Origin of the sequence: Leptospira abararensis (assembly GCF_016918735.1) — a bacterium.
Taxonomy (GTDB): Bacteria; Spirochaetota; Leptospiria; order Leptospirales; family Leptospiraceae; genus Leptospira_A; species Leptospira_A abararensis.
In genome coordinates, this window is sequence record NZ_JAFFPR010000047.1 from 13212 (window position 1) to 30383 (window position 17172).

The 17172-nt window shown below is 39.9% G+C and carries 18 protein-coding genes and 1 tRNA gene; 12 read left to right on the forward strand and 7 right to left on the reverse strand.

The window, feature by feature from the left end; genetic code table 11:
- The 7 genes from JWG40_RS12665 (at position 1) to clpX (ending at position 6221) form a co-directional block, all read left to right on the forward strand.
- On the forward strand, positions 1–1215 hold the full coding sequence (locus tag JWG40_RS12665) for a hypothetical protein (RefSeq protein WP_408611520.1): 1215 nt from the start codon (positions 1–3) through the stop codon (positions 1213–1215).
- A 122-nt stretch (positions 1216–1337) separates the two neighbouring features.
- Positions 1338–1997: an arylesterase gene (locus tag JWG40_RS12670; RefSeq protein ID WP_205286163.1), complete on the forward strand. Its 660-nt coding sequence runs from the start codon at positions 1338–1340 to the stop codon at positions 1995–1997.
- 16 nt (positions 1998–2013) lie between these two features.
- Positions 2014–2709, forward strand: a complete 696-nt coding sequence (tenA, locus tag JWG40_RS12675) for a thiaminase II (RefSeq protein ID WP_205286164.1) — start codon at positions 2014–2016, stop codon at positions 2707–2709.
- A gap of 149 nt (positions 2710–2858) precedes the next feature.
- Positions 2859–2930: transfer RNA gene (locus JWG40_RS12680), tRNA-Gly, on the forward strand.
- A 62-nt stretch (positions 2931–2992) separates the two neighbouring features.
- Positions 2993–4318 carry a trigger factor gene (gene tig, locus JWG40_RS12685; protein WP_205286165.1) on the forward strand — a complete coding sequence of 442 codons (1326 nt, stop codon included), beginning with the start codon at positions 2993–2995 and terminating at the stop codon, positions 4316–4318.
- A 3-nt stretch (positions 4319–4321) separates the two neighbouring features.
- Positions 4322–4924, forward strand: a complete 603-nt coding sequence (gene clpP, locus JWG40_RS12690; RefSeq protein WP_002972986.1) for an ATP-dependent Clp endopeptidase proteolytic subunit ClpP — start codon at positions 4322–4324, stop codon at positions 4922–4924.
- Between the two features lie 16 nt (positions 4925–4940).
- Positions 4941–6221, forward strand: a complete 1281-nt coding sequence (gene clpX / locus JWG40_RS12695) for an ATP-dependent Clp protease ATP-binding subunit ClpX (protein ID WP_205286166.1) — start codon at positions 4941–4943, stop codon at positions 6219–6221.
- Positions 6222–6246: 25 nt separating this feature from the next.
- Here clpX and JWG40_RS19935 read toward each other — a convergent pair whose 3' ends face one another.
- On the reverse strand, positions 6247–6417 hold the full coding sequence (locus JWG40_RS19935) for a hypothetical protein (RefSeq protein ID WP_232369351.1): 171 nt from the start codon (positions 6415–6417) through the stop codon (positions 6247–6249).
- On the opposite strand from JWG40_RS19935, the gene bla reads away from it, so the two are divergent.
- A complete protein-coding gene (gene bla, locus JWG40_RS12700) occupies positions 6398–7162 on the forward strand; it encodes a subclass B1 metallo-beta-lactamase (protein WP_232369352.1) in 765 nt (254 codons plus the stop codon). The two genes, JWG40_RS19935 and bla, sit on opposite strands and share 20 nt — an antisense overlap.
- On the opposite strand, the gene rktP is transcribed toward bla, so the two are convergent.
- The 3 genes from rktP to JWG40_RS12715 form a co-directional block, all read right to left on the reverse strand.
- Positions 7139–8233: an Arg-Lys translocation region protein phosphatase RktP gene (gene rktP, locus JWG40_RS12705; protein ID WP_205286168.1), complete on the reverse strand. Its 1095-nt coding sequence runs from the start codon at positions 8231–8233 to the stop codon at positions 7139–7141. The genes bla and rktP overlap by 24 nt on opposite strands.
- Positions 8230–8946: a twin-arginine translocase subunit TatC gene (tatC, locus tag JWG40_RS12710; protein WP_232369353.1), complete on the reverse strand. Its 717-nt coding sequence runs from the start codon at positions 8944–8946 to the stop codon at positions 8230–8232. The genes rktP and tatC overlap by 4 nt, the downstream gene beginning before the upstream one ends.
- An 81-nt stretch (positions 8947–9027) precedes the next feature.
- Entirely contained in the window at positions 9028–9294 is a 267-nt protein-coding gene (locus JWG40_RS12715) for a Sec-independent protein translocase subunit TatA/TatB (RefSeq protein ID WP_205286170.1), read from the reverse strand.
- A 23-nt stretch (positions 9295–9317) separates the two neighbouring features.
- On the opposite strand from JWG40_RS12715, the gene JWG40_RS12720 reads away from it, so the two are divergent.
- The gene (locus JWG40_RS12720) at positions 9318–11219 is read left to right on the forward strand and encodes a hybrid sensor histidine kinase/response regulator (RefSeq protein ID WP_205286171.1); all 1902 of its coding nucleotides are present in this window, start codon (positions 9318–9320) and stop codon (positions 11217–11219) included.
- Here JWG40_RS12720 and JWG40_RS12725 read toward each other — a convergent pair.
- Positions 11199–12218, reverse strand: coding sequence for an alpha/beta hydrolase (locus tag JWG40_RS12725; RefSeq protein ID WP_205286172.1), 1020 nt, complete (start codon positions 12216–12218; stop codon positions 11199–11201). The two genes, JWG40_RS12720 and JWG40_RS12725, sit on opposite strands and share 21 nt — an antisense overlap.
- Before the next feature lie 10 nt (positions 12219–12228).
- On the opposite strand from JWG40_RS12725, the gene JWG40_RS12730 reads away from it, so the two are divergent.
- Together JWG40_RS12730 and JWG40_RS12735 are read left to right on the forward strand one after the other, a co-directional pair.
- Positions 12229–12666, forward strand: a complete 438-nt coding sequence (locus JWG40_RS12730) for a copper chaperone PCu(A)C (protein WP_232369354.1) — start codon at positions 12229–12231, stop codon at positions 12664–12666.
- Positions 12663–13229 carry an SCO family protein gene (locus JWG40_RS12735; protein WP_205286174.1) on the forward strand — a complete coding sequence of 189 codons (567 nt, stop codon included), beginning with the start codon at positions 12663–12665 and terminating at the stop codon, positions 13227–13229. The genes JWG40_RS12730 and JWG40_RS12735 overlap by 4 nt, the downstream gene beginning before the upstream one ends.
- Here JWG40_RS12735 and JWG40_RS12740 read toward each other — a convergent pair.
- A complete protein-coding gene (locus JWG40_RS12740; protein WP_205286175.1) occupies positions 13200–15146 on the reverse strand; it encodes a M3 family metallopeptidase in 1947 nt (648 codons plus the stop codon). The genes JWG40_RS12735 and JWG40_RS12740 overlap by 30 nt on opposite strands.
- A 67-nt stretch (positions 15147–15213) precedes the next feature.
- Between JWG40_RS12740 and JWG40_RS12745 the strand changes: the two genes are divergently transcribed.
- On the forward strand, positions 15214–15618 hold the full coding sequence (locus JWG40_RS12745; protein ID WP_205286176.1) for a thiol-disulfide oxidoreductase DCC family protein: 405 nt from the start codon (positions 15214–15216) through the stop codon (positions 15616–15618).
- Here JWG40_RS12745 and JWG40_RS12750 read toward each other — a convergent pair.
- A complete protein-coding gene (locus JWG40_RS12750; protein ID WP_205286177.1) occupies positions 15615–17087 on the reverse strand; it encodes an ArnT family glycosyltransferase in 1473 nt (490 codons plus the stop codon). The two genes, JWG40_RS12745 and JWG40_RS12750, sit on opposite strands and share 4 nt — an antisense overlap.
- Positions 17088–17172: the final 85 nt, after the last annotated feature.

The following is a 17172-nucleotide window of genomic DNA, read 5'->3' on the forward strand; positions in this document are numbered from 1 at the left end:
ATGAAAAATCTTCGGCTACCAAAATCCATTCGTACTGTTTTACTTTTTATGATTCTTTTTGTTTCTTTGTTTTCTTTGAATGCACAAGAAATTCCTAAAGAAGTCGCAAGTCCTGATTCAAAACAAGAAGGAACTGCGGCGGAAAACCAAACCTCCGTTCCATTAGAAGACAGAGAAGATAATAAAACTAAAATGGATATCTTCAATCAAGTCTATGAACATCGTCTGATGTTTCGCGGTGGTTGGGGGATTGGAAAACTATCTCCTGCGATTTTGAATGAAACAGGTCCTGCTTGGTTTCAAAATTCACTCTTTCGTCAAATCTCAGAACCAGGTGCTCCTCTTTCCATTCCTTATAAACCTGCCAAAGAATTGGGAGTCAATTCTCAATTTTGGGACATTCGGTACGGTTATAAAAATAAATTTGAAGTTCAGTTCGCTGAAGATACCTCCCTTGGTGTGTATAGCCGAAATCTTCCTGCATCCAATAACTTTTTTTCCCCAAGAACAGATACCTATTGGGCCAGCACCTTTGAAGGAAATAGGTTACTCCGATTTGAAGGGGTGAGCCAACACTTACGATTTTCTTATACACATCCATTTTCCAAAATTTTTATGATTGGACCTTCCGTCAACTTTCACCGTTATACGGAACGAAATAATATATCTTATGGATCTTATTCTACTAGTCGGCCCGAAGCTTCGGTTCCCAATAAAGTCACTTGGTCGATTGGAGGAGATGCCAACGCTGAATATTCTATGAAAGGAATTTTGCCAGGTATTTTTGCCAAATTCAAACTTCGTGATTGGTGGGAACTACGTGCCCGAGTGGAATTGTTAGATCGAAAGGGAAACTTTTCTGTATTAGGTTCTCAAATCATCCAGGAAGTTTTTACTGATGGGAGTTCCCAACTGAATGCCGCTGTTCCGGCTTATGGGGGAAAGGTAAGAGACAAAGGAACTATTTTGAATCTTGAATCCTCTTTCCAATACTGCCGATTTACTTTGGACATTGGTATGATTCGCCAAGACGTAAAAAGAACTTATGATACCTACTTAGGTGATACGGTGGGAAATGTTCCAAGAAGTGACTATTCGGCGCGTAGTGTTTATATTGGATTTTCGGAAATGTCAGCTTCCATCAAACATACGGTTACGGAGTTTTATATCATGCCGGGGGTTTCTTTTTTCTACGACGCAGATAGAATATACTGAGAGTTTACATTCTGCCGAACAGGCCTCGCAAAGTGCCCATGGTCAATGGGCCGAAAAGTTATATCCAACTCTGAATTTAAAAATGTTTGATTTTTAATCATTTCCAAACAATCTAATGACTGATGCCGTATTTTGTTTTTATCAGTTTTTTTCTTCTTCTTGCTTGTGGAAATTCTTCTGACCAAACGAGCACAAACTCAAATGTTACCCAGGAATTGAGCGACACAAAACGGATCATCTATTTTGGAGATTCACTTACCGCAGGGTATGGACTTCAAGACTTTGAAGATGGTTGGCCCCATGTTCTAACCAAACGCATCCAAGCCGAAGGTTATTCCTATCAAATGACAAATGCTGGAGTCTCTGGAGATACAAGTAGCGGCGGCCTTGGTAGGTTAGAATGGGTATTGGCGGAAAAACCGTCTATCTTTGTTTTGGAGTTAGGTGCGAATGATATGTTACGAGGAATTATTCCTACCGTTACCAAAGAAAACCTTCGATCCATAATTCGCCAAATCAAATCTCAATACCCAAACACCAAAATATTGTTAGTGGGAATGTATGCCACACCCAATATGGGGAAAAAATATGCGACCGCATTTAACTCTTTATATCCCGAGCTAGCCAAAGAAGAAAACATAGCCCTTGTCCCTTTTATTTTGGAAAAAGTAGCTTCCATTCGTAAACTAAATCAAAAGGATGGAATCCATCCCACGGAAGCGGGACATAAATTAGTGGCGGACACTGTGTACCCTTACCTTAAACCTCTACTTGTAAAATAATATCTTTGGAGTCAATATGACTAGTCCCTTCCCCATTCCTAGTTTTGCGGAGCGTTGTAAATTGTCCGCCAAACAATCATTTGGTGCATCTTTTTCTCATCCGTTTGTTCGTGCTCTGGCGGATGGATCTCTTGACCCAAAAATCTTTCGTTTTTATCAAATCCAAGATGCCAAGTATTTGGAATCCTTTTCAGATGCCTGCGCCATTCTTTCCACCAAGGTAACAGACCCAGAGGACAAACTTTGGCTGATCGATGCTGCAAGAATGGCACTAGTGGTGGAAAGCCAACTTCATATGGGGTATGGAAAGACACTCGGTTATGATGCAAAGACCATTGCCGAAACAGAACCCACTCCCAATAATTTAGCCTACCAAAACCATATGATCGCATCTGTCCTCAAAGGATCTGTGGTAGAGGGATTTGCTGCCATTGCTCCTTGTCCTTGGCTTTATATTGACCTAGGCCAGCACCTTCTGAAAGAAAAAGGTTCGATCCCAGACGAACATCCCTATGCTTCTTGGCTTCGTATGTATTCCGATCCTGGATTTAACGAATACATGACAAACCTCCTCGGACGATTACAAAAGTATGCAGATCTTTCTAGTGAGGATTCTAAAAAAAGAGCAGTAGTCGCCTTCCAACAAAGTTGTAATTATGAATGGATGTTTTGGGAACAGGCTTGGACAGAACAGAATTGGCCATCTCGTTAAACGAGAATTAGTTGGACTGTGAACCTTCGCAGTCAGATCACTTGGGAGGTCGGAGGTTTTGCCTTTGGTCTCCTATTTTCCTTCTTTATTCCCGACTTTTTTCCTTGCCGATTTGTCCTGATTCCAAATGATGGTTTCACAAACCTTCTGCGGGAATAGCTCAGCGGTAGAGCATCTCCTTGCCAAGGAGAGGGTCGCGGGTTCAAGTCCCGTTTCCCGCTAATGAAGGTACGCTTCTTTTTCTTTCCACTACACTCTCTTTTTTTACACTGGATATAACACGATGGAATTTACGGCTAAAAAAAATAACAACGCAACTTGTGACCTCAGCATTCAATTTAGCGCTGACGAAGTCCGCACTGCCTACTCTAAGGCTTACAAAAATGCATCCGAAAAAGTAAAAATACCCGGCTTTCGCCCCGGAAAAGCCCCCCTTAACATGGTTGAAAAAGTTTTGGGTGATTCCGTTATGGACGATGCTGCCAACATTATGCTAAACCAAGCCATGGCAGATCTTTTTGATAAATTGGAACACAAACCCATTCGTTTGCCGCAGTTCCAAATGGAAACTTTTGATAAAAATACAGGTGCCAAAGCCAAAGCAACTTATGACACCAAACCAGAAGTCACCTTACCGAAGTTAAAGAAGATTAAAATCCAACCAAAAGAAATCAAAATCTCTGATGCAGACATCCAAAAAAACATGGCTCGTAACTCTTTGAAAGAAGAGGGAGAACCTGTGGAATCTGCAGATTTACTCGAAATCAATTATAAGTTTAAAGAAGCCGGAAAAGAATATCCGGAACAAGGGCAAGTGGGAAAATTCCAAATGGGAGCACCCCAAAACCCACCAGGTTTTGAAACCAACCTTCTTGGTATGAAACTAAACGAAACAAAAGAGTTTACGTTTACTTACCCTGATTCTTACCCACAGTCGCCAGAATCTGCTGGTAAATCAATTACCTATACGGTAACAGTTTCAGCGATTTATAAAGTCACTTATCCTGAGATCAATGATGAGTTTGCCTCCGAAGTGGATGGTTCTGCCAACTTGCAAGAGTTAAAGGACAAAACCAAAAAACAACTTTCTGAAATTTTTGCAAACGCACTCACCAAACGGGCCACAGATGATGCGTATAACGAAATCATCAAAGAATCCAAGTTCATCATCCCTGAATCTTTGATTTACGAAGAAACAGAAACCGTTTTTCAAAACTTTATGCGTGAATTTGGCCTTCCGGTCACTTCTCTGGCAGACTACGCAAAACGTTTGAACAAGGAAGAAAAAGAAGTCCGAGAATCCTTTTCCAAAGCGGCGGAAAAACGTATCCAGACCTACATTTTGAAGCAGAAAATCGCAGAAGACCACAAAATCCAGATTTCTGACGAAGAAGTGGAGGCCGGATACGAAAAAGAGGCCACACAGCAAGGAATTCCTGCCGAAACTCTGAAAAAAGAAGTCCAAAAGCAAAGGGCGGAAACCTTCTACCGTGACAAATTCCTGTTTGATAAAATCGACGAGTTTGTATACGCTGAGGTAGAAAAGAAGTCGCCTAAGACAATTTCAACGGAAGAAGCAGAGAAAATTCTCAGCGGGAAAGAAGAGTAAACTATGTCTACACTCATGCCTTATGTAATTGAACAAACAAGCCGTGGCGAACGCCAATATGACATTTTTTCACGGCTTTTGAAAGATCGGATCATTTTCCTTGGATCTGCCATCGACGAAACTTATGCCAATGTCATTTCGGCACAGCTTTTGTTTTTAGAAGCAGAAAATCCGGATCGTGATATCTATCTCTACATCAATAGCCCTGGTGGGTATGTGAGTTCTGGCCTTGCCATTTACGATACCATGCAACTCATCAAACCTGAGGTGAGAACCCTTTGTATTGGACAAGCGTCTTCTATGGCGGCCCTCTTACTTGCAGGTGGAGCCAAAGGAAAACGTTCGGCACTTCCTAACTCTCGAATTATGTTACACCAACCTTACGGTGGCGCGGGTGGACAAGCCTCCGATATCGAAATCTCTGCCAAAGAAATCATAAAGATCAAAGACAAACTCATCGATCTTTATGGTAAACATACAGGAAAAACCTCCGACCAAATCCGTAAGGATACAGAAAGAAATTTCTTTATGAGTGCAGAAGAAGCAAAAGAATACGGTGTCATAGACAACGTCATTCAAGAACGCAAACAGATGCCACAAGCCTAAAGGGGGGCTTTACTCCATGACCAAACGTGCAAGCCAATCGGGTAATCCCAGAGAAAAATTACATTGTTCTTTCTGCGGAAAGGCCCAAGACGAAGTAAGAAGGCTTGTCGCAGGTCCTGGTGTTTATATCTGTGATGAATGTATTTCTTTATGCAACGAAATCATCGCAGAAGAGCCGCAAGGTGGCGAAAAAACCGCCATTGTCGGTGACATACCCAAACCAACCGAAATCAAAAAAATCTTAGACCAGTATGTGATCGGTCAAGAACAAGCCAAAAAAGCTTTGGCTGTTGCTGTTTATAATCATTACAAAAGAATTTTTCATAACGAACGTAAGGCGGGAGATGTGGAATTGGAGAAATCCAATATCATGCTCATTGGTCCTACTGGTTCTGGAAAAACCCTCCTTGCTCAAACTCTCGCTCGAATCCTAAAAGTTCCTTTTGCCATCGTAGATGCAACGGCTTTAACTGAGGCAGGATATGTGGGGGAAGATGTGGAAAACATCATTCTCAAACTCATCCAAAACGCTGACAACGATGTGAAACGTGCGGAGATGGGAATCATCTACATCGACGAAATTGATAAAATTTCACGTAAGTCTGATTCCGCCTCTATCACACGTGACGTAAGTGGGGAAGGTGTGCAACAAGCACTTCTTAAAATCATTGAGGGGACTGTTGCCAATGTTCCGCCACAAGGTGGACGGAAACATCCCCACCAGGAGTACATTCCTGTGGAAACAAAAAACATCCTCTTCATTTGCGGGGGAGCGTTTGTGGGTCTAAGTGATATCATCAAACAACGAGTTGGTGTGAAGTCGATCGGATTCCACTCCAATGAAATTGTAAACGATAAGGGAAGAAAGATTGAAGAAGGGGAATCTATGGTCCACCATGTGATTCCTGATGACCTGATGAAGTTTGGCCTTATCCCAGAATTCATAGGACGACTTCCGATCATTGCCACTCTGGATGAACTCACGATTGAAAGTTTGAAATCCATTTTTACAGAACCTAAAAATTCCCTTCTCAAACAATACCAAAAGATGTTTGATATTGAAAATGTAAAACTCAAGTTCACGGAAGCTGCCATTGAAGCCATTGCCCAAACTGCGATCAAACGTGAAAGTGGAGCTCGGGGACTGCGTGCGATTGTAGAAGAGATTATGATGGAGCTTATGTTTCAAATTCCTTCTCGTAAGGATGTATTGGAAGTAGTTGTAACAGATGAAACTGTCCTGAAAAAAGAAGCTCCCATCACCATCTTAAAAGGCGATATCGAAAAAATCGCCTAACGTCAAGATTTGATTTCTTAGATTCTCATTTTGGATCTAGAGTAACTTTTAAGAACCTATCGTAGTGATAGGTTTTGTTTTTTGTGGGGTAGTGAATGATGAGTTCAGATAGAGTAATAAATTCAATCTTTCCTCGGTTACCATTATTATCGAAGATAGTCTTCAAACCTTCGAGTTTGGTTTTATTAATATTCATTGGAGTTTCTATCCTCCATTGCCATTTGCAAAAAGATTCTAATCACCTACCTGCTCCCGTTTCCAACGAGATGGATTCGCAAAAAACAAACCATCTGGAATGGATCAAAATCAAAGAATCTGTCTGGATTCATCGAAGTTTTGGCGAGTTTGGAGGACAAATCTATTCGGCTAACGGACTTGTGGTGTTAACAAATAAAGGTGTTGTCGTTATCGATACGCCATGGACGGAATCACAAACCGAAGAATTGTTTACTGATATTCAATCTAAATTCCAGAAGGAAGTTCTTTATGGAATCGTAACTCATGCACATGACGACCGTATGGCGGGAGTTTCTCTCTTCCAAAAGCGAAACATCCCTATTTATAGCACTAGTCTTACGGCAAAACTGGCAAAGGAAAAAGGGTTTGGGAAAACAAATCCCATCCTCGATATCCAAACAAGACTTGCTGCAGGAAACCAATGGATCGAAGTATTTTATCCCGGCCACGGTCATTCTATCGACAATATCGTTGTTTGGTTACCGGACACAGGCATCCTCTTTGGAGGTTGTCTTGTGAAGTCATTCGATGCCAAAGACCTTGGTAACACAAAAGAAGCCAACCTAGCGGAGTGGGAAAATTCATTGAAGAGGGTTCTTACGCGTTACCCTGATGCGGAAGTGGTGGTTCCTGGTCATGGTGACTGGGGGAAACTAGATTTACTCCGTCATACAATTCGGTTACTTGTTGCGGCGAACCACTAAGATGGAAAGTTTTTCCATAGGGTTTGTGAGATTTCGTTCTGCCCCGAGTGCACTCATTTTTTTGGCAATGGCAAGTAACATTTGTCTAGAAGAGCTTGGTTTTAAATCCAAAAGGTAATCTACAAACTCTTCCATAATTTCAAAAGAAGTCAGTCCAAACTGAGTGAGAGTTCTGTCACTAGCCCAAACCAGATAGTCTCCAATCTCAATCCCATCTGCAATGGAGAGTGGGTGTTTGTGGTTGGGATACCAGTGGTCGTCTCCGCTCCCTTCAATCACTTGGATTCCGTGATCCGAAAATTGGAAAATGGGCATGTCCATATAGTGAAGAAACGACATCTTATCTTCTTTGTTTTGGATCACGAAGGCAGAGATTTTTAATTTCAAAAAAGTAAATTGGTGGAGAGCTGTTTTTAATTTTTCTAAAATTTCTTCGGTGGAAAAAAGACCATCACCAAATGAAGAAACAATTCCATGGATAAAAACTTTTTCGGAAGACTCTAGAATCCCTGGTTCCATATGCCCTGCAAGGATTCCGAAAATTCCATCCTTGGCCCTTACGATCCGAATGTAATCAGCTCCCGCATAACGCATGACTGATGGGAATACGGAAACTTCGAATCCGAGTGTTTTGGGGATGTGGATGTCGGGGATTTGTTTATTTACAGATGCTGCTTGGTTAGTTTTCCAATCGAATTTATTTTCGAATTGTTCTTCCCCTAAACCTTCATCTCCTTGCAAAAGAGTAAACCTGACCGATTTATAAATTTTATATTCTTCCGATTCAGGATTTAGATTACGAATGTCTTTGGGAAGTTCATTGTCCTGGATGTGTGCAATTAAATGTAGAATGTACTGGTATAAAAATCCAAGGAAATAATACGTTAGAAATCCAATTAACAAAGAGAATATGAAGGAAGAGTAGATTCCTACCAAATTAAAGTTAAGTGTATTTTCTCCTTTGGGGTTTTGCCAATGGGTAAAAGTAAATTCTGCTAATAAAAAATGGATAAAGAAAAAAAGGAAACTTATGATTCCAAGTAGGACGGGAAGTTTGACACGAAAACTCATTTGCGGTCTGTTGTTTCCAAAACTTTCATAACTATTGCGGAAAGAAAAAATAGAAAGCTAAGGGGAACCAGTAACATCAACATAGAAAATACATCGGGGCCAGGAGAGAGAACCGCAGAAACTACGGCTATGATAAGAACAGCCTCTCTCCATCTAGAAATCAGAAAACGAGAAGAAAGGATTCCGATCCTACCGAGTAGGATGAGGACAATTGGTAACTGAAAGGAGGCACCAAACACTAAGTGCAAATTAAAGAATAAATCATAGTATTCGTCAATCGGTAAATAAGGATCTACTCCATCGGGTCTTAGAACCACAAGGAAAACTCTAAGAAAATTTTCAAAGACTGTAAACCAACAGAGGGCAAGCCCAGACCAAAAAAGTAAGGTAGAAAACAGGATGATGAACTTTCCCCATTTTTCTGTCCGAGTGTCTACAGCGGGGGCGATGAAACCCCAAAGGATGTACAACAAAAAGGGCAAAGAAACAAGGACGGATAAAATAAACGATGTTTTGAGATAGATTAGAAACGGAGCCATCAGTTGGATCTGGAAGAAATGAGCATCCGGGCCAAGAACTGATTTGTAAGGTTGGATGAGAAAACTGTGGATTTCGCTACCGAAATAGAGAGTGCCTACCATAAAGACAGACACCACCAAGATGGAATAAATCAGCCTTTGGCGGAGTTCCTCTAAATGGTCACCCAGGGACATATACTTTTCCCTGGTTTCAGAATCCTCCGGCAACGGAAGTGGAATTGCGGTTCTCTTTTTCCCAGCCAAGGTTTGGATCTTTTAAGCTTTTTTCTTTTTACCAGATTTAGAAGCAGCCGATGACGACTTAGGCTCTTCCTGTGGGAAAGTGGGTTGGGTCGGTTCGTCTTCCTGGCCTGTTAGGGATTTGCGGAATTCTTTGATTCCTGAACCCAAATCTTTGGCAAGGCTTGGAAGGCGTTTCCCACCAAAAAAAAGTAACGCTAAGAAGACGATGAGTGCAATCTCCCATGGTCCCAAATTAAAAAAAGCAATAGGTGCTTGAAAAGAAAACGGATTGGATGGCATATTTCCCTCTTAGGGCAAGAGTTATGCAAACGAATCTAGAAGCAAGCGGAATGATAGAATTCTTTAAGGTCTTGCCCAATCTATTTTCCGGTGGTGTCTATTTAACAGATCCTAAAACCGGTCAGATTTTATTTTCCAACGATTTTTTTAAAAACAATTTAGGTTGTCACAAAACCAATGCAGAGTGTTTGGAGTCCGACCTTTTGTTATGGGTTGCAGAAGAAGACAAAACAAACTTTCGAGATCATTTTCTTTTTCCAAGCAGGCATTTTGATCGAGATGTCATTCAGGGAGATTATCGATTTTTAATGCCGAATGAAGTACTCGTTCGGTGGTTTCAATTTGAAAAAAGAAAAGTACGAATTCCAAATATAGATTCTTTGATGCAGATTGTTTTTGTTCGTGATGTGACCAATGAAAAAACAAACGAAATCAATATTGTTGAACAAATCCAATTCTTTCTTGGACTGTTTGAGAATGCTTCAGTAGGTATGGCCTTACAAGACTGGGAAGGTGGATACTTCCGAATTAATCCCAGGTTTACGGAAATCACTGGATATAGTTTCCAGAACTTAACCGATTTGAATATCAAACGAATTAAGGGAGAACCCATCTCCGAAGAGGAAATGGAATACTTTGGATTCTTTAAAGAAGGGGCAGAGGAGTCGAGGTTAACGAGGAAAGATGGCCGCCGAATCAATGTCTACCGACGAATTAGTGCGTTTCGTAACTCACAAGGAAAACCTGATTTCTATTATGTTTTTTTGGACGATGTTACAGAAAAAAAACAACTTGAGTCTTACCAATTACATTCTCAAAAAATGGAAACAATTGGTAGTTTGGCGACAAATATTGCGCACGATTTAAACAACTACCTCCAACCCATTCATGTATTTTCTCAGTTAGGCGAAGAGCAGATCAAAGCGGGAAAATATGATCAAAACAAAATTTTAGAATATTTGGAAAAAATTAGAATGGGCGCAGATAATGCCCGTTCTATGATCCATAGAATCATTAAATATTCTAAGGTGAAAGATGAAGACTCGGCTACTAAGATTGAAATTTCTTCAGTGGTTGAATCATCTATCCCACTTGTGAATGCAGGTTTACCGAAAAATGTGGAAGCTCAATTCGATTTCCATAAATCTCCTCTTTATACGAAACTAGATGCTGTTCGATTTTCTAAAATTCTCTGTGAACTTACTTCGGGAGGTTTACTTGTTTGGGATGACAGAAAAAGGGGTCTTGTCCGAATTCAAACTTCACCTGCAGACGAATTTAAACTTTTGGTTTCTATGGAGTTTACTGGGCTTTCTTTGCCTAGCCTTTCGGGACTAAATACACTCGACTTTGTTAATTTTGGTGACGAAGAATTCCAATGGACTGGGATGCACCTAATCAATCGTTATGTGAAAAATTGGGGGGGTGAGTTTTATATAGAAAAACCGGAGCCAATGACGGTTCTCATTCACATCTTTCTTCCCTTAGAAGAAGGACAAATTTCACTCGGATCTCCGAGACAAGTTCAGGAAAATAACCCTAAGGATGTATGGTCTGAGATTTCCAAAAAAGAAATTTGGATCGTGGAGGATGACGAAGCCGCTAGTGAAGCGATTTGTTTTGTTCTTTCGCAAAAACAAGTGAACCCTACAGTTTTTCGAAGTTCCACTTTGGCCTTGGAAAACTTAAAAAGCAAAATTCCTGATTTTATTTTATCGGATTATAGGATGCGAGAAATGAATGGACTGAGCCTTATCCGGAAAATTAAAAAAGTAAACCCTGATCTTTCCGCGGTTCTTTACACCGGAAATATGGATGGACTGGATTCGGAAGAGTTAGATTCCGAACGGATACTGGTTCGTTCTAAACCAATATCCGTTGATGAACTTTACGAAACAATTTTGTTATCGTTTGGATTTCTTTGATTTTTTAACTTCTTCGGCTCCCGTGGTTTCCTTGATGAACTGAATGAGTTCTTTTTCGATCAGTTCTTTATCGGTTTTTACATATTTCGAGAGTAAAACATGGGACCCATTCTCAATTTTTAGGAGTTTGTTTTTTGGATTGGGATTTGGTCCTGTTTGGATTGCATCATAAGCCTTTAACATCGCAGGCACAGAAGCCACAAAGTCATGTTCTCTTTCGGATTTGTAGTAGTACATAAGTAAGGTGGGGGCCGTGATCCTTGGGTAAGGATTGTTATTGTCCACAAACCGCTTCAGATCCAAAATATTCTGAATGGCTGCATAATACTGATCTAAATACCAATACTTTGCTGATTCATCTTTGGGATCTGTTTTTGAAATACGCATTTCTCCTTTGATGGCATTGATAAAAGATTTGCCCCAATGAAAGCGAAAGATATTGGCACTTGGGTCATCAAAATCGTAGAAGGGAGAAGCAAGCACAAGTGAGTCTACTAAATCAGGATGTTTCGCTGCTAGATAAGAGGCAATGTTTCCTCCCATGCTCGTCCCGACTAACACCGTTTTGTTGCCAAGCTCTCTTGCATAAATTAAACTATCTTCTGCATCTTGTAGGTATTTTTGAAAATTAGTTTGTAAATGGTCCTCAGCATTCGTTCCATGCCCAGGTAATCTTAAATAATAAGTATTGGCGCCGAAGTAATCAGTGAGTCTGTTTGTGACTTCTTCTCCCTCTCCACGGCTTGCTCCAAATCCATGGATGTAGACAATGACTATGGGAGTTTTTTCTTCTGAAACTCGAACGAGTAGTTCTTCGTTATTAGGTCTTGTGTTTTCTTTCGCACTTAGTTCGAGTTCGTTCTGGTAAAAGGCATCAAAATTTTCGAATTTACGAGAGGAATCATAATTGTATTCACCGGTAGACCAGTTGTAAGTGGATACTAGAAATGAAGAAAGAATGAGAGTGACCGCAATCACCCATTTGATTATTATTCTCATCGAGGTTCTCTTGTTACGAAAGATAAATATAACAAATGCAGGAATTCTGTTACTAATTCAAGTCAATTTGTTAGTTTTCTGTCACAAACCGACAGAACCCATCCGGCTCTGGATGACACCTCCTCCAGAAGTAGCAAAAACAGCTGCCGTTTATGGGGAAATTAAGAATCCCTACACTGCCGATGTGGAGATTCGAACCATTGTTAGCAATGGATACAAGACAGTCGATTTCCATGAAACAAGTATAGACAATCAGTCGGGTGTCGCCAGGATGCGGAAATTGGATTATCCAATTTTACTGAAAGCAAATCAAACCATAGAACTTGTTCGATCAGGAAAACATTTGATGTTATATGATAAGTTGGATCATTCAGGAAAGTTGGAATTAAAAATACAATTTTCAAATGGAGAAAGTAAGGTTGTGATTCTGGAAGAGAGAAAATTATGAAAAAAAAATTTGTCTTCATCTTGTTAGTTGGAGTTTTAGTAAGTTGTGGCTCTTCTTTAGAATTCACTGAATTACCAATCGGTGGAAATATTGAGGCCTTAGATAAATCTGGAAATTCTGTATCCTTAAAAGCCTTTGAAGAACCAGTTCTTTTAGTGTTTTTTGGATATACTTATTGCCCTGACTTTTGCCCAAACACACTAGCAAAAATTAAATCAGCAGTCGAACCCTTAAGCGAAGTGGAGAAATCAAAATTCAAAGTGGTTTTTATTTCTATTGATCCAGTACGTGATTCCTCTGAGACAAGCACAAAGTATGTGCAGTTTTATTTGCCGCAATCGGTAGGACTTTCTTTTTCTGCAGACACAACAAACAAAATTCTAAAACAATATGCAGCTTATGTGGAAAAAACAGAAGATGGCCTAAGTTTTGACCACTCAACCTACATTTATGTTTTAGATAAAAATCGGAAGACCCGAAAGCTTATCAAGTCCACCGATTCCAAAGAAGTGATTACCAAATCTATACAGGCTCTAAGCGGCAATTCCGTTGAGTCGAAGTAATGCATCGATCTCAGGATCTTTTCCGTAAAAATCGCGGAATAGGTCCATGGCACTTGCCGACCCACCTTTTTCTAGAACTGTTTTTCTAAAATGAGCAGCATGTTCTAAGTCAAAAACACCCCGATCGACAAACGAATAGTAGGCGTTAGCTGAAAGTAACTCGGCCCATTTGTAAGAATAGTATCCGGCTGCATACCCACCAGCAAAGATATGAGTGAATGAGTTTTGGAATTTATTGTATGCAGGTGGAAATACAACACAGACCTCTTTTCTCACTTGATCCAAAATTTCCTGAACTCTAGATTCACTTGGTTTTTCCATATGGATTAACATATCGAACTTTGCAAATTCTAACTGTCTTACCACACCCATCGCTGACATAAAGTTTTTTGCTTTTACCATTGTTTCTATATAGGAATTTGGAATTGGTTCTTTTGTTTGGTAGTGTTTCGCAAAAAGTTCTAAGACTTTGGGTTCGTAGGCAAAGTTTTCTAAAAATTGTGATGGAAACTCGACTGCGTCCCATTCCACACCATTGACACCACTCACAAAGGCCTCCTTAACACGCGAGAGCAAGTGGTGGAGAGCGTGTCCCAATTCATGGAAAAGAGTTACAACATCACTTGGTCGAAGTAGTGAAGGTTGTGAACTTGTGGCCTTGGGAAAACTAGCAACCACAAAGGCCACTGGAAGTTCTGTTTTTCCTGTTTCGTCTTGGAAGTGGGGTTTCCAATTATGCATCCAAGCCCCCCCTTTTTTTTCCGCACGGACTTCTAAATCTAAATACAATCGAGATCTGATTTCTCCATCCACGACGAGATTATAACAAAGAACAGACGGTTCCCAAACGGGAGTATCCACTTGTTGGAACTTGATTCCTAAAAGTTTTTCTAAGAATTGAAAGGTTCCAGAAATGACGGTTTCTTTTTCTAAATATGGGCGGTAGATTTCCTCATCATAGGAAAAAGATTCCTTTTTTAGTTTCTCAGAATAGTAAGTAAGGTCCCATGGTTCGAGATTTTCATGTCCTAATGTTTTCGCAAAAATTTTTATCTCGTTTAGCTCTCGTAAGGCGATCGGTTTGGCTTTTTGTGCTAAATGGTCTAAAAATTCGATGACTTGTTCTGGAGTGTCCGCAACCTTAGTGGCCAAACTTAAATGAGAGAAGGTCGAAAATCCCAGAAGTTTTGCCTCCTTTTCGCGAAGTTCCAAAATTTCTTCCATTAGTTTTCCATTCTCTGGAGCTCTTGTGCAGTAACCATCATAGAGTTTTTTTCGGATTTCTCTGTTTTCACCATAAGTCATATAAGCAATGTAAGAGGGGAAGTGGAGTGTGAATTTATAAGTTCCATCTTCTTGTTTGGCTGTGATTTTTTCGCTTTCGGGAAGGCCAACAACATCGGCTTCCGAAAGGTAAAGCGCGAAAGCATTGGTTGCATCTAAGACATTCTGGGAAAATTGATTAGAAAGATCCGATTGGCGAATCCGAATTTCTTTTAGTGCATTTTTTGTTTCCGGACTTAGGCCCACTCCGGACAAACGAAAGTCTCTGATTTCATTTTCTAAAACCTTGGTTGCCTCATGGTTTAGATTTGTTTCTGAAGATTGGATTTTTAATAGAGTGGAAAAGATTTCTTCGTTTTGGCCCAGATCTGTATAGTATTCGCTAAGTTTTGGTAAAAGCCGACTATAGATAGTTTGGCTCTCTTCATTATTTTTTACAGAATTGAGATGCGAAATTTCAGTAACAAGATCACCGAGTTCTGTTTGGATTCGTTGGTAGGGTTTTGCAAAATTTTGAAATGTGGGTTTGTCAATTTTTAATAGGGTTTGAATGAAACTTTTGTTGGACTCCATTTTTTCTAAAATGGCAGATTCTTTTTTAGGAAGATTATCAGAATGAAATTCAGGAAACATAAAGGCCTCTATAGATTTAGACTCGATTTCAAATGGTTCTCCGCCAGTTTGGGAGTAGAGGGAAAGGATGCCACCGGAAAAAAGTAAAATTGTTTTCTTTGATGGGGTTTGTCATTTGTGTATGGGTTCGGTTCAGTTTCTTTTGAAACAGAATCAAAAAGGAAATTTATACTTTTCCACAATTGGATCTGAGACTTTTTTTTTACTTCTACCTAAAGATTCCTATCCTAACCTTCCCGACAGCATTCTGTATTGGAAGGAAGGGAAATTGTATTTAGAATCCGACGCCATTTTGCAGCTTACAAGAGAACTCAAATTCCCTTGGCCATGGTTTTATGGATTTTGGATTTTGCCTCGTTTCCTTCGTAATCCCATTTACAGATTCATCGCCAAACACCGTTACCAGTGGTTTGGCAAAGCAGAGTCCTGTATGGTTCCTTCAGCAGATATTAAAAAACGATTTTTAAACTAAAGATCTCTTGTTTTTACGAGTCTTAAACTTAACTTTTTGTTTCTGTCATAAGCATAAATGAATAGTGGTTTCCCTATTCCCTCCCAATTGAGTCCAAGTCCTTTCCAAATTTGGTAATCGGATTCAGCGACAAGAAAATATCCTTTCGTTGTTTTGAGATCTTCCCAAGTAATTTCATGGATGGGTCTGTGGTAATAATAAGCGAAACTTGGAATTCCATGAGCACCAAAGGAGTATAAGGTTTCATTTTCGGGAACCAAACTTTGTACGATAGTTGCTGCTTTTTGGGTGTCAGTTCTCATTTCAGAAAACTGAGGAAGTACAATCAAAGAAATGGTAACCATCATCACAAGTGAAACTGTGAGATAAAGTCGATACATATAAATTTGATTGTGTTTTCTTGCGAGTTGGTCTGCCAAAAGAATGGAAAGAATAGGATAAGCAGATAAAGGATAGGAAGGAAGTTTGCTTGCCAAAAATTCATAAAAGAGCCAAGAAAAACTAAGCCCTAAAAGAAGAAATCGTTTGGATGTAAAAATAAAATTACTTTTTTCCCAATGCCAAGGAAGAAGATTTCTGATCACTCCAAAACCTTCTGTTTTTAAATAGGCAATGAGTTTCCATCCGTTTTCATTTAAGAAAGAAAGATACAGTCGACTCCAGGGAAAAAGAGTCACTACAAATAACATAAGATAGGTGCCAGGTGGTCCTGATTGGCCAAATACTGGATCAGTTGCTCTGCGGAGAATATACCAATCCAACATCCATCGAATTAGTTTTCCGTCATCTTTTTGCCAAGATAGATAACCCCAAACGAGAATTGGGAGGAGTGCTATCGGGAGCCATAAAAAGGGATTTAATTTCCACACTTGCGAACGAATTTGATTGATACTTAAAAGTAAAACACAAGTCCCTCCAAGAAAAATTAGAATTGGTGGCCCTTTTACGAGAAGCCCGAGGCTCACAGATAGCCAAAAGAAAAAAACAAATCTCTTTTTCTTAGATTGGATCCAGTGATAGAGAGAAACAAACCCACACATTCCAAAAAAAACTAAAAGAGAATCCACTAAAGCAATCTTTCCATTGAGTGGGAAATACAAAGAAAAACTAAGAATGCTAAAGGCATAGAGTGCGGTCCTTGATCCAAACATAACGTTCGTCAGATGGTATGTTAACAAACTAGTTCCTAGGATACAAAGGGCAGGGAAAAGACGTAATACCCATTCGGAAGGTCCAAAGATTTGGAAAAAAGAAGAGGTAATCCAAAAATGGAGGGGAGGTTTTCTGTGGGGAGTGGAGTAGGAAAAGTCCAAACTGAGAAAGTCCTTTGTTTCCGCCATGGACCGGGAAAATCCGGCATAGGCGGCCTCGTCTTGATCCACAAGGGGTGAAGAATTTCCATAGAATAAAAATAGGACTAGGATACAAAGTAGGATGAGGAAGGTGCGGTGGACAGATAAGAATTTCACAGTCTCAACGAAGGAAAACCCTGGCTACTTTGTCAAAGCAGAAATGAATTCTAGGTTTTGTATCCGTTTTGTAACAAAACTGGAA